The organism is Methanococcoides sp. AM1 (genome assembly GCF_900774055.1).
In the GTDB taxonomy this organism is placed as follows: domain Archaea; phylum Halobacteriota; class Methanosarcinia; order Methanosarcinales; family Methanosarcinaceae; genus Methanococcoides.
This window is the reverse complement of sequence record NZ_CAAGSW010000002.1, coordinates 300,069-313,207: the sequence shown is the minus strand read 5'-3', so window position 1 is coordinate 313,207 and position 13,139 is coordinate 300,069. Positions and strand designations below refer to the sequence as shown.

Here is a 13,139-nt window from a genome sequence, read left to right as displayed (position 1 = left end):
TTAATGCACATATGTACAAAATGTTATTTAGAATTATTCCCGCACATATTGCGAATGCATTCCACAAGAGAAACGTGAGAATCGGCATTACCCATCTCCATGCGCATACGCCTGCTATCTTTTAAGCCCCTGGTAAACCACTGCGAATGTGCCTTCATGTTCACATGTGACATCAGGTCGAACTTTTCAAGCAGTTCAATGTATTCAAGCAGATCATCCCTGCGCTGTCCACAGCAAGTTCCAATGAACTCATCATCCTCAAGGTAGCGGGATATTCGATAGAAAACATGAGGGTCACCCATAGCTGCCCTCCCGATCATCAGCCCGTCACAGCCAGTATATTCCAGAATACGTTTTGCAGACTCTCCATCCTTTACATCCCCATTGGCGATAACCGGAATAGATAATTCCTCTTTGATACGCTTTGCATAGCTATGATCTGCAAACCCCTGATACCCCTGTTCCCTTGTACGTCCATGAACAGTGATCGCACAAACACCAGCTTCTTCCAGCCGGTTGGCAATATCAAGAGTAGCATCCATGCTTTCGAGAATACGTATCTTTGCAGTTACCGGTGTGTTCACGTTCTCACAAAGATCCCCGAAGATCTCACTCACAATGTCAGGTGAGCGAAGTAATGCAGAACCACATCCGGCACTTGTAATAGCGGGAGACGGACATCCCAGGTTCACATCAATTACCATTGGCTCGAACATTCCCTCAATAACAAGTGCTGCAGATGTTATCGTTTCCGGACAGTGACCAAACAGCTGCACTCCAAATGGTCGCTCTTCTTCACAGGTCATCCCCCGAAGGAAAGTTTTCTCATTACCGTGTACAACAGCATCCGAGCTTATCATCTCAGTAAATGTAAGGGATGCGCCATATCTCTTGCACATAAGCCTGAAGGCCAGATTCGTTACATCCGCCATAGGTGCAAGCAAAAGGTTACCAGTAAGATCCACGCCGCCCAGTCTCATATTAAGCTCAACCCACACAAAGACATACTGATATATAAAATCAAAACCTTGATAATCCCGTTCACCATACTTATAATATACACTGATCGGTGTAATGAACATTATAATTTCAATTATTATTACTTAAACCACAACAGGGTCATAAAATATGAAGATCATAGCTTTTGTAGGAATGCCGGCAGCAGGCAAATCCGTAGCATCAGATGTTGTAAAGGAAGAGAATATCGATGTTGTAAACATGGGAGATGTTATACGCGACGAGGTCAAAGCAAGGGGACTCGAACCCACAGATGCCAACACCGGCGGCGTGGCAAACGACCTGCGAGATAAGGAAGGAATGGATGCTGTTGCAAAGCGTTGTGTTCCAAAGATAGAGGCTTTAGAAAAAGACCTTGTCGTTGTGGACGGAGTACGCGGAATAGCAGAGGTCACATTTTTCAAGGAACATTTCGGAGAAGATTTTACACTGGTCTTCATCGATGCACCTCTGGAGATACGTTTTGAAAGAGTAACGAACCGTGGCAGAAGCGATGATATGACCGATATCAAGGCACTGAAGGTAAGAGATGAACGAGAACTTGGATGGGGACTTGCAGAAGCCATCAAAGTGGCAGACATAACTGTCGATAACACCGACAGCATCGATGCATTCAGGAATACGATCAACGGAATACTGGAGAACGCATGATCGAAGTAAAAGTCAGCACTGCCGTCAATCCCACAGAAGATAAGGAACGAGTGGAGATGGCGGTCATGAACATGTTCCCACTAATAGATATAGGAACGGTAACTACCGACGAAGGTGATTTCCTCGAAGGTACCGGCGATATCGAGAGCCTCAGGAACATCCATGACCTGTTCAGGAGAGAACTGATCATTGATACTGCCCGCACCAGACTGGAAGCAGGCAGTTACAGGAACCCGACAAGAACCAGGTTCCTTATTAACAAACAGGTAGCAACGATCGGAAAACTGAACTTTCCTGCTATCGAAGAACCTCTTGGTTCCATACACGTTGATATAACAACGGATACCGCAGAAGATATGGAGATCCTCATCGAGTGGTTAACACCACCAACAGAGGAAGGAATTCCACTCTTTGAACCTGAAATGCCAAAGCTCTAAAACATCCGGAAGTGAGACAGCATGGACGTCAGCAGATCAAGTTTCTCATCAAATGCGGTCCTTGAGGAACCCTTTCCATGGGTCTATGAACTTGAGGACATCGGATTCACAGGTTGGGAGATGGTACAGGAAGGTACCCAGAGTCTCAGCGAAGAAAATCTGCCAAAGATAAGGGAAGTACTTGATACCACCAATCTTGTGCTTACTATGCACATGCCATTCTCTGACATGAACTTGGCAGGCCTCAACCCCGGCATACACGGAGAAGTGGTCAGGCAAATGAAGAACTGCCTCTCACTGGCATCCGGACTTGTGGAAGTTGCAGTCGTACACCCCGGATACCTTTCACCATACGGAAAGAAGTTACCTGAACGTGCATGGGATACGAACGTCCGTTCCATCCAGGAACTATGTGATACTGCTGAAGAATATGGCATCTCCATTGCTGTGGAGAACATGCCCGATTTCCCGATGATATTTGGCAGGGAACCTGATGAAATATTAAGGATGCTGGATGATGTTGACCGCGACAACGTCGGTATGACGCTGGATATAGGACACGCGAACACAACCGGATTCGTAGAAAGTTTCCTTGAAAAATGCAGTGACAGAATAATACATGTACATCTGCATGACAACATGGGAAAAAGGGACGAACATCTCCCGGCAGGAAGGGGTACCGTCAACTGGAAAGCTGTGAAAAAAGGATTGTCAAATTACAAAGGCAGGCTCGTCACAGAGATGAGCAATCCGGAAGAAGGAAGAGAAAGCCTTGAGTTCCTTAAAGGGCTTTGATCCGGAACCTAGCTTTTATTTATTTAGTTAGTTAGTTACTATTTTTGACCCTCAATTATTTCGACCTGAACAAACCCATATGAAAATACATCAGGGTCTATCCTGTTCGAGCCTTCCATGACGCCTGTCTATATCGTCCATCATATCAAGCATTTTGCGAATGGCCGTTCTGATAGCATCAGACTGGCTGACGAACTTCTTATCGTTCCCCACATGTTTGTTAAGATCGTCAAGTAATTCCTGTGGAATATCAACACTTACTTTTGGCATTGTTCTCACCTTAAGATGATAGATAATATGCAACATTTTACAATAGTATCAGTATGAACGATACATAACCCATACAGGTACATAAAAGTTATAGATTCACAGAAATTAAAGATACAGAAAAGATCACATGAATTGAAAGCGGGCCGGAAGGGATTTGAACCCTCGGCCGATGGATTAAGAGTCCATCGCTCTGCCTGACTAAGCTACCGGCCCAACGCATGTGTGAGTAGTTCCTCCCATACGTAGTACCCATATATATACGTATCGGAAGAGAGAGAACCAGTCCTCAAATCCCTTTTTCAGACATGCTTTACAACACACTTTGAAAGCCCTATGACCTCTACAACATCGCTGTTATCAGGACTTTGAATTATCATTTGTCCCTTCTTGAGATATGGGATACGCTTTTCATATTCCTTTTTGACCTTCATTGCACTTATTGCGGCATCATTGGAAAGATTAAGGATCACACGGCTGTTGACCTGCTTGAACACAGTTTCATCTATATCCTGAGGATCCTGCGTGATAAGGAACAGGCCCAGGCCTTCCTTACGCCCCTGACGGGCTGCATCTGCAAACTTGGAGATTATGCGCTTAGAGTGTTCTCCGGCACCCTTTGAAAGATACCTGTGTGCTTCATCCAGCACAAGGATGATAGGTGTTTCCTTGACAAGTGCATCGCCTGAAGTGTTCAATTTGTTGTCCACAACAACGGTCATCAGAGTCAGTGTGATAAGATCACGTATTCTGGTATTTGAGATGTACTCAGTAGGGAACACACAGATCTGCCCTGCTTTGAAGATATCAGCAAGCATTTCGGTAATGGGAATTGCAGGCTGGTCGAAGACCCTTCTGAAAGCCTGATTCCTTACTTTCCTTACGATCCCATCATAGGATGCTTCGTGGACCTTGCCATTATCAACATAGGTCCCTCTCACGCCTGCATCATCGATGTGCTCGATAAAGCCGTTATACGTATGTGTGCCGGGTCTTTTGAAGTAGTCCTCAAGCAGAAGTTCAAGAGCAATACCCTGAAGTTCAGTAAGTCCTGCTGCAGCGATCAACCAGAAATTGCTCCTGACCATCTCGAAAGGTATTGTGAATTCAGCCTGCTCGGCACGTGATCTGCCATTGTAGTTTTGCCCATCTACCTTTGCCACAAAGGTCTTTGTGGAAGGAACACCGCCAAACCTCACGTTCTCTGAGTTCATATTATGTTCATCAGAAGAGACAAGCTCAGGATTATCCTCCAGAAGCTGGGAATACTCGTCCTGAGGGTCCATTATCACAAGACACGGGTTCTTGTTCTTTTTTACACCATCACCATTGTCGCGCACCTGATACCTGTTGTCCTCGCTCATGAACTGGCGCAGGATGTTCTTTGTGAGGAAGGTCTTACCGGTACCGGTACTTCCACAGACCAGCATGTGCCTGAATATCAACGGATCGCCCATAGAGTAATCGTTCCTCAGATAGTAAGGCACGGTCGGTGGTGATGCATGTGTCCTCACCAGTTCGCCACCTACGCTCAGATGACCGAGGAAGATACCTTCACGAGGAATGTTCAGGCCGGTCTGGATCTTCAGTTTCTCAGTTACCGGTAATATCGGAGTGTTAGGTCGAGGAATCCGGTCAGCCATGCGACGCATAAGGGATGATACGTCCCCGGGCACATGCTCGTATAAAATGCATATAGGATCAAGGTAGGCAAGGAACTTGTAATCCAGCTCTGCGGTGGTGTTGCTCCTGAGCATCCTGCGTGAATGTATTTCGGTAGCATCATCCACTTCGAACTGCTGCTGGTACTGGAGTTTCCAGATACGTGCAAAGAGGTGTTCGTTCTCATAAGGTACTATAACATATGTGCCCAGCCGCACCTGTGACCTGTGATCCGTAGTTATGTAGCCTGCGATCCTTGAGCCGGATTCGGTGACCTCAAGGGGATCAAAGCCGGTTGTAATGATACCAAAGGCATTCTCTGCACCTTCGGCATTCAGGCCAACAGGATCTCCAACATCGTACTCCTCGAATTCAGAACCTTTTGCATTAGGCCTGCTTTCCGAAATTCCCTTCGTATCATTTGTATCGTCACTGAAATCGCTGTCTGAAGCATAAGCCAATAAGTCTGTATCATTGATCATCTATTGATTCACCCCATCTCACATCATTGTAAATAGTATCGATCTTCTGCCCTTTGAACATGCCTTTGATCAGCTTTTTTTCCGGGATCCTTATCTTCGCAAGGGAATCTGCTTTTGAAAGTGTTATAGGGATGCCGTTCACAGCAATATCATGCAGAACTTTCCTTGTGATAAGGTCCCGCATTTGCTCATCCTTTGTTATCCCGTAAGGGGATTCGATCTTGAAAAGAACATCAATGGAAGGAACAAAGATCATAAAAAATGTGATAGCATAGTCCTCTTTGGGAAACTCATGATTTAGATCCGGATCCAGCACAAGGGAAGTGCTATCCATGATATTCTCATAGAACTGATTGGGCTGCAGGAACCAGTTGGTGTAGGTTATCCACCTGCTACCTTTTCCTTCGTCCTTTCCCGGTGAGAGCACGTTCTTGAAGAACTGCGAATCCCTCAGCCAGGGAAGATCACCCATAGAATATTTTTTCCGGAGAGTTATCATTGTCTGCATGTCCTCCGGATTCTTCACAAAGCCAATTAGAGGTCTTCTGTTAGCAATGTGATGGTCCATTATGTCCACATAATTCTGCAGGATCCGTTTTGCATTGTCATCATCCCTTATCTGCACTTCATCGGATTCCACTACCATCCAGTACATCAACTGTTTCGGATAAATAGGGCCATCCATTATGAAAAATCCATCTTTATCGAACTTTTCCATGAGCCAGAGAATATGTTCTGATTCTGACAGGTACAATGCAATATTGTGCACCATCCGATCAACCCTTTTCTTAAGAAGTCCGGGCCTTATCTTTACGATGGATGCACGACCCTCATTTTCATCAAAGTAATCCCAGCCCCCTGTTGTATCGATGAACATGCCCGTCCCGGGAGAGTACGTTGACATTACCATGGTCCACTTTGAATGAAGATCGATATCCGTAGGTGTTGAAGCAATACTGCAATGGCAAAGGTCCACATACAGACCGCTGTTGAAAGATATCGGATTGGTACTTCCACTATCACAGGAATATGTCTTCTCAAAAGGGTCTTTTGCAAGAGACATGCAGTCGATGTCCACTTTTGCACGGAATAGTTTTCCGAGTGCCTTGAGAACGACCTTACCGTCATATTCCAGCTCACTGAGAAGTTCAAAAAGTTCAGGTGCCTTTTCCGGATCATCGTCCTCCGATAAACTATCTATGCGGGATACCATACTGGAAATGGCTTTAATGTGAACCGGCTCAAGGGTCATGTGAAACAAATGTACAGGAACATAGATATATTTGTTTATTTTTTATATCCAATTGCTTAATTTGCGAACCTGAAATAATCATTCTTCACACATCATAAGTTCCCATAAGTTCCGTAAACTTTAACTATAAACATTACATCTAAAGGGAACCTATAACATTGTATTTATCAGGTCACAAATATCCACATTTGTGCCAATTACAAATATAATAGATATCAGAGGCCATCAGGGCCTTAAAATTAATATTAACATAAAATCATAACGAGGATTGATAATGGGTAAAACAGGCAGCATTGAATGGGTAAAGGTCAAAGGAAGAAAGGGAAGGGTCATCAAAGTGCAGAAAGCTTTTGGAGCTAAGGCACACCCAGGACCTGCACAGAGATTCACCTCAGGCGGCGCAAAGAGGCGTTTCCTTAAGAGATCACCAAAGGCTATTGTCAACTAAGTATCTCTTTTTCAGGGCTGTAAGAGCAGTCCTTTATTAACAATGGTCTCTTTGAAAGGGACCGACTATCTTTTTTTGGATCGAATGAAGCATCATCACGTTAACCGGATAGCTGATGCTTTTTGTAGATGGAAAGAATTAGGTCACAAGCTTAATTAGAATCGCCTGGAAATTAGGTCAGGAAAAATCAGTTATCAGTAACTTATATATAGAACTACAAACATGTAAAAACGACCTGAGACACAGGTAGTTACATTGATCTATGTTTAATATAGGAGGTTAAAATATATGGCAGGACAGATGTCAGGACAGCCTATCTTCATTTTAAGAGAAGGTAGCCAGAGAACTAGAGGCAGGGATGCCCAGAGCAACAACATCATGGCAGCAAAGGCAGTTGCTGAAGCAGTAAGAACAACACTTGGTCCAAAAGGTATGGACAAGATGCTTGTAGACTCCCTTGGAGATGTAGTTATCACCAACGATGGTGCAACCATCCTCAAAGAGATGGACATTGAGCACCCAGCTGCAAAAATGATCGTCGAGGTCGCAAAGACACAGGACGATGAAGTTGGAGATGGTACAACATCTGCAGCTGTCGTTGCAGGCGAACTCCTCAAGAAAGCAGAAGAAATGATCGAGCAGGATGTCCACCCAACAATCATCGCAGCAGGTTACAGGATGGCCTCCACAAAAGCAGGAGAGATCCTCAAAACACTTTCAAAGCATGTCACATGCGACAACAAGGAAATGCTTACCAAGATCTCTGACACAGCAATGACCGGTAAAGGCGCAGAAGCATCAAAGGAAGTACTTTCCAAGATCGCTGTAGACGCAATCACAAGCATCGTCGACCAGGACGGCGGAAACAAGGTCGAGATCGAGAACGTAAAGATCGAGAAGAAGGTCGGCGGACGTATCGACGACTCCGAGCTCATTGAAGGTATGATCCTTGATAAGGAAAGGGTACACGCTAACATGCCAAAGAAGGTAGAAGGCGCAAAGATCGCACTCCTCAACACTGCTATCGAACTTAAGGAAACAGAAGTCGATGCAGAGATCTCCATCACATCCCCTGACCAGCTCCAGTCATTCCTTGACCAGGAAGAGGCAATGCTCAGAAACCTTGTGACCAGCATTACCGACAGTGGCGCAAACGTCGTATTCTGCCAGAAAGGTATCGATGACATGGCACAGCACTTCCTTGCAAAGGCAGGTCTCTTTGCAGTCAGGCGTGTCAAGAAGAGCGACATGGAAAAACTTGTCCGCTCCACAGGTGCAAAGCTTGTTACCAACATTGAAGAGATGAACGCAGACGATCTTGGACAGGCAGAACTTGTCGAAGAGAGAAAGATCGGTGGCGACAACATGGTATTCATTACCGGCTGTGTCAATCCAAAATCAGTTTCAATCCTTCTCCGTGGCGGTACAGAGCACGTTATCGACAACATCGAGAGAGCACTCGAAGATGCACTCCGTGTAGTCGCTGTAGCTATCGAAGATGAAGAGCTCGTCGCTGGTGGCGGAGCACCTGAAGTAGAGGTTGCACTCAGACTCAACGAGTATGCAGCAACACTCAGCGGAAGGGAACAGCTTGCAGTCAAAGCATTCGCAGAAGCACTCGAGATCATCCCAAGGACACTTGCAGAGAACGCAGGTCTTGACCCAATAGACATGCTTGTTGAACTGCGCTCACACCACGAGAAAGGCATAAAGACCGCTGGTCTTAACGTCTACACCGGCACTGTCATCGACATGTGGGAGAACGGCGTTGTTGAGCCACTCAGGGTAAAGACCCAGGCAATCAACTCAGCAGCTGAAGCATCAGTCATGATCCTCAGGATCGACGACATCATTGCATCAACCAGAGCACCACCAATGCCAGAAGGTGGCATGGGCGGAATGGGCGGCGGAATGCCTCCAATGATGTAAATTCAAAAAATAACAAACATAAGGGCGCATTATGCGCCCGACAATTCTTTTTAATAATTATAATTGATCACTTACTTTCTAACTGACTTTTTCACATACTATTTCTCTCAACATAAGTTCTTACATACTTTTGGATAGCAGAAGCTATACAGACCTGATTGTCACCAAATATATCAAAAAATTACTGACCGAGATCCAGCTCAATCCCGATAGGACAGTGGTCAGAACCCATAACATCCGGCAATATGTAAGCTGAAGTTATCCGATCTTTCAAGCTTTCGCTTGCAAAGAAGTAATCTATTCGCCAGCCAACATTACGGTCCCTTGCACGCGTCTTCTGGTCCCACCAGCTATATTGTCCTGTATCCTGATTGAACAGCCTGAAAGTATCAAGATAACCGTGGTCAAGGAAAGTATCTATCCATTCCCTCTCCTGAGGAAGGAAACCTGATGACTTCTCATTCTGTTTGGGTCGTGCAAGATCGATCTCTTTGTGAGCGGTGTTCACATCACCACAGACAACAACATTCCTGCCTTCATCCTTGAATCCGTCTGCACGTTCCATAAATGCATCATAGAAGTCCATCTTGTACTGGAGCCTTTCATCAGAAGCTTTCCCGTTAGGGAAATATATGTTGAAAAGAACGAAATCCTCAAATTCTGCGATCAAAGTCCTGCCTTCCGCATCAAAGCGCTTCTCTCCGAGACCATATTCAACATTTACCGGAGGAAGTTTCGTATAGACCGCAACACCGCTGTAACCTTTGCGTTCTGCTGAAAAGAAATGGGGCATGTAACTATCGATATGTCGCAGATTTGTGGGAAGCTGTCTTTCCTGTGCTTTTGTTTCCTGAAGACAGAGGATATCAGGCTGGGCTTCAGCCACCCATTCCAGAAAACCTTTCTTCACCATGGACCTTAAACCATTCACATTCCATGACATAATATTGATAGAAGTCATTTAATAGTCCTCACTTTCAGGCGGTACCCGGGAAGGTTTTGCCAGCATTACCTCAGTGGATTTGATGATGGCAAACAATTCGTCCCCTTCCTTTACATCGAGCCTGTCCACTGCTTCTGATGTTACGATGGACGTCAGGATCGCAGGATCCACTTCGATCTTTACCTTGGACACAATGTCACCTTTCTCAACTTCCACCACCCGTCCGATCAATTTGTTCCGGGCAGACAGTTTGAAGGCAATGTTCTCCCAGGAGGTGTCATCACCAACCGTTTCATCAATGTAGGTGCGACTTGCCTCGTATTCATCGATCAGTTGTTTACCATACTCGGTCAGGAAAGTACCCTGATCCTTTCCACCCCTGACAGTGTACACGATCTCCTGGTTTCCCCGCTCATTCATTTTCTTCAGGATAAGCCAGGCATGTTTGTAAGACATTCCGAGTTTTTTGCATGCTTTACTTAAAGAACGCTCTTCATCAATGGCTTTGAGCAAATTGACCTTACCAGCACCGATTATATGTTTTCCGTCCTCTGTCAGCCATACTTTGGTCCTTGTCTCCAACTTCCTACCCCCTTCATTCAAGGCATTTGAGAATATCTTCCGGCTGGTATCTTGGTTTCACGATACGAGTACGACCACGAGTTCCTTTGCCGGAAAAATCAGTGCTAACATAGCGTGCATCATTGAGTTTTTTGAGCATATCATAGAAACGAGTGTATCCAAGACCTGTCTGTTCATGGAAAAGCTTGTAGAGATCCCCAGTCTGACACTCCCTTTGCTTAGCGATAAGCTCCAAAAGTGTTCGCTCATCGGGTGTGAGGGACATAATACTCCTTCCAAGATGCAGTAAACGGGAGCTTTCATATGCACTTTCCACATCTTCAACAGATATTGTCTTACTGGCTCGTCTTTCGGCATTCAGGCCCGAGCGTTTCAGAAGATCGATACCCACTCGGAGGTCACCAGTCATATCAACATATTCCACAATAGCATCCTTTACTTCATCGGATACGACATTCGGAAAGAATGCAAGATCGATCCTTCTGCCAAGGATATCCTGGAGTTCATCATACGCATACCTTGGGAAAGCGACCTCTTCCGGCAGGAACACCGAGTTCACCTTCGGGTCGAACTGGTAAAGCTTTCCGGTATCACTCACAATAGCGATCACACCCACCTTTGCTCCCGGGAACTGTTCATGGGCCCTGAGCATGGAATACATGACATCGTCAGCATTTCCTTCATGGTAAAGATAATTGATATCATCAAGGCAGACAACCAGTGTCTTCTCATTTTCCACAAGGAAGTTCATTACCTTTTCAAAGAGTTTCCTGAATGCAACTCCTGATGCAGGAGGAGATACTTTGAAAAGTGCCTTGTAGATCCTTGCAATGACAGCGAACTTCGTGGAGTCCATCTGGCAGTTCACCTTTACGAAAACAACATTTTCCGAGTGTTTTTTCATCTCCCCGAAAACCTTCATGACCGTAGTTGTCTTTCCGGTACCGGGCGGACCACTGATGAGGCTGTTGAGAGGACGCATTCCCCGAAGAGCAGGGCGTAAACTGTACATAAGGGATTGCATCTGTGTTTCACGGTGCGAGAAATGATCAGGAAGATGATCCAGTTCAAGAACACTACCATCCCTGAACAGGGTCTCGTCCCACATCAGCATATCCTTATTCATATACAGCATCTCCTCAATAAATTCTAATACAATAATTGTGAAAATACATAATAGCCTTTTGCTTATGGGACCTACATTGTTATCTTTTTAGAAAAAAGTGGAGCCGGATATGTAATTAAAAAAGCGATTTTGAACACATGAGAATAAATATAAAAGCATTGTGGGAATTGCTTATATATAAGCTAACATATGAGGAGATACGATGTTATGACATGCAGAGGAAGACCAAAAAGCCCCAGAAGGGTGAAATGCAACCCGGAAGAATTCTATTTTAAGCCACGGGGAGTTGCGCTTTCGGAGCTTGAGGTAGTCTCCGTTGCAGTGGAAGAACTGGAAGCATTAAGACTTGTGGATTACGAAGGGCTCCAGCAGCAGGAAGCAGCCACGCAAATGGGGATCTCAAGGCGTGCATTCTGGGAAGATCTTAAGAGTGCAAGAAAGAAGATAGCCTTTGCATTGACCACAGGCAAAGCAATAGAGATCAAGGGCGGAAACTATGTCAGCATCAAAGACCAGAACGAAGAGAACTGACCTCTGGTAACTCAAAAATAATCACAGGAGATCTAAAATGGCATCCAATATCCAATCACCGGAAAGTCTGCTTAACGCAAAGCCAGAAGAACCAAAGCTCGTAACCAATCTTAGAGGTATAAAAAAGAAGATCATGGTCATGAGCGGAAAAGGTGGCGTGGGAAAAAGCACAGTCTCCGCCAACCTTGCTGCCACACTTGCAGACCGTGGATACAAAATAGGTCTTCTTGACAGCGATATACACGGCCCCACAATCCCAACTATGTTCGGAGTGGAAGGTCAGAGACCAATTGTAGGAGAAAAGGGTATTGTTCCTGTAAAGGTCAACGATAACCTGAAAGTGATGTCCGTAGGACTTCTCCTTGATAGCGATGATTCCCCGGTGATCTGGCGTGGTCCTGCAAAGATGGGAGCTATCAAGCAATTCCTGGAAGAAGTTGACTGGGGTGTGCTGGACTATCTGATCATCGACCTGCCACCTGGAACAGGAGATGAACCACTGAGCATTGCACAACTCATTGGAAACCTTGATGGTACTGTTGTGGTCACAACACCACAGGACGTTGCACTTACAAGTGTCAGGAAGTCACTCAACTTCGCAAAGATGATAGAAGTTCCTGTCATTGGAATGGTGGAGAACATGAGCGGCATTGTCTGCCCACACTGTGATGAGATGATTCACGTGTTCGGATCAGGCGGAGTATCAAAAGCAGCAGAGGACTTTGGAGTGAAAGTGCTTGGCACATTGCCCATAGAAACAGACGTTGCAGCTACAAGTGACAATGGAAAGGTACACGAGGACATCAAAGGCAATTCCGAGTGGTACAAGACCTTCAATAAGATCGTTGATGCTGTCGAAGAATTCGTAAAATAATAACCCGAGAGAAGGTATTTATGAGGGGGGTCCTTTGCCGTCCCGAACATGCCTTTATACACTTTTTTTACATAGTATAGTACCTTATCACATCTGATTCGACCTTATCATCAGATCCGATTCTACCTTTGTATTTTAACCTA

14 protein-coding genes and 1 tRNA gene are annotated in these 13,139 nt (G+C 45.2%); 7 read left to right on the top strand and 8 right to left on the bottom strand.

Annotated features, from left to right (window positions below):
• Positions 1-23: 23 nt before the first annotated feature.
• Complete coding sequence (locus tag E7X57_RS04230; protein WP_135610870.1) at positions 24-980, bottom strand: tRNA-dihydrouridine synthase; 957 nt, start codon at positions 978-980, stop codon at positions 24-26.
• A gap of 148 nt (positions 981-1,128) precedes the next feature.
• On the opposite strand from E7X57_RS04230, the gene E7X57_RS04225 reads away from it, so the two are divergent.
• From E7X57_RS04225 to E7X57_RS04215, 3 genes are read left to right on the top strand one after another with little or no spacing between them, the layout of a single operon-like run.
• A complete protein-coding gene (locus E7X57_RS04225; protein WP_135610868.1) occupies positions 1,129-1,668 on the top strand; it encodes a dephospho-CoA kinase in 540 nt (179 codons plus the stop codon).
• Positions 1,665-2,105 carry an RNA-binding domain-containing protein gene (locus E7X57_RS04220; protein WP_135610866.1) on the top strand — a complete coding sequence of 147 codons (441 nt, stop codon included), beginning with the start codon at positions 1,665-1,667 and terminating at the stop codon, positions 2,103-2,105. The genes E7X57_RS04225 and E7X57_RS04220 overlap by 4 nt, the downstream gene beginning before the upstream one ends.
• A 21-nt stretch (positions 2,106-2,126) precedes the next feature.
• Positions 2,127-2,900 carry a sugar phosphate isomerase/epimerase gene (locus E7X57_RS04215; protein WP_135610864.1) on the top strand — a complete coding sequence of 258 codons (774 nt, stop codon included), beginning with the start codon at positions 2,127-2,129 and terminating at the stop codon, positions 2,898-2,900.
• Positions 2,901-2,990: 90 nt separating this feature from the next.
• Here the strand turns inward: E7X57_RS04215 and E7X57_RS04210 are convergent, their stop codons facing one another.
• The 4 genes from E7X57_RS04210 to E7X57_RS04195 form a co-directional block, all read right to left on the bottom strand.
• Positions 2,991-3,170: a type II toxin-antitoxin system ParD family antitoxin gene (locus E7X57_RS04210; RefSeq protein ID WP_135610862.1), complete on the bottom strand. Its 180-nt coding sequence runs from the start codon at positions 3,168-3,170 to the stop codon at positions 2,991-2,993.
• A gap of 139 nt (positions 3,171-3,309) precedes the next feature.
• Positions 3,310-3,383: transfer RNA gene (locus E7X57_RS04205), tRNA-Lys, on the bottom strand.
• Between the two features lie 86 nt (positions 3,384-3,469).
• A complete protein-coding gene (locus E7X57_RS04200; RefSeq protein WP_135610860.1) occupies positions 3,470-5,311 on the bottom strand; it encodes an ATP-binding protein in 1,842 nt (613 codons plus the stop codon).
• Positions 5,301-6,563, bottom strand: coding sequence for a DNA double-strand break repair nuclease NurA (locus E7X57_RS04195; RefSeq protein ID WP_135610858.1), 1,263 nt, complete (start codon positions 6,561-6,563; stop codon positions 5,301-5,303). Before E7X57_RS04195 ends, E7X57_RS04200 begins: the two co-directional genes overlap by 11 nt.
• Positions 6,564-6,837: 274 nt before the next feature.
• Here E7X57_RS04195 and E7X57_RS12380 point away from each other — a divergent pair, with 274 nt between their 5' ends.
• On the top strand, positions 6,838-7,011 hold the full coding sequence (locus E7X57_RS12380; RefSeq protein ID WP_167880883.1) for a DUF5350 domain-containing protein: 174 nt from the start codon (positions 6,838-6,840) through the stop codon (positions 7,009-7,011).
• Positions 7,012-7,299: 288 nt separating this feature from the next.
• A complete protein-coding gene (gene thsA / locus E7X57_RS04190) occupies positions 7,300-8,940 on the top strand; it encodes a thermosome subunit alpha (RefSeq protein ID WP_210409024.1) in 1,641 nt (546 codons plus the stop codon).
• 181 nt (positions 8,941-9,121) lie between these two features.
• Here thsA and E7X57_RS04185 read toward each other — a convergent pair whose 3' ends face one another.
• Genes E7X57_RS04185 through E7X57_RS04175 form a run of 3 tightly spaced genes read right to left on the bottom strand, consistent with a single transcriptional unit; the run spans position 9,122 to position 11,591 of the window.
• A complete protein-coding gene (locus tag E7X57_RS04185) occupies positions 9,122-9,901 on the bottom strand; it encodes an exodeoxyribonuclease III (protein ID WP_135610857.1) in 780 nt (259 codons plus the stop codon).
• Entirely contained in the window at positions 9,902-10,465 is a 564-nt protein-coding gene (locus E7X57_RS04180) for a molybdenum-dependent transcriptional regulator (RefSeq protein WP_135610855.1), read from the bottom strand.
• A 13-nt stretch (positions 10,466-10,478) separates the two neighbouring features.
• The gene (locus tag E7X57_RS04175; RefSeq protein ID WP_135610854.1) at positions 10,479-11,591 is read right to left on the bottom strand and encodes an ORC1-type DNA replication protein; all 1,113 of its coding nucleotides are present in this window, start codon (positions 11,589-11,591) and stop codon (positions 10,479-10,481) included.
• Positions 11,592-11,798: 207 nt separating this feature from the next.
• Between E7X57_RS04175 and E7X57_RS04170 the strand changes: the two genes are divergently transcribed.
• Both E7X57_RS04170 and E7X57_RS04165 read left to right on the top strand, forming a co-directional pair.
• Positions 11,799-12,122 (top strand): DUF134 domain-containing protein, encoded by a 324-nt coding sequence (locus E7X57_RS04170; RefSeq protein WP_371413158.1) that lies wholly within the window; start codon positions 11,799-11,801, stop codon positions 12,120-12,122.
• Positions 12,123-12,159: 37 nt separating this feature from the next.
• Positions 12,160-12,996, top strand: a complete 837-nt coding sequence (locus tag E7X57_RS04165) for an Mrp/NBP35 family ATP-binding protein (protein ID WP_135610851.1) — start codon at positions 12,160-12,162, stop codon at positions 12,994-12,996.
• Positions 12,997-13,139 lie beyond the last annotated feature (143 nt).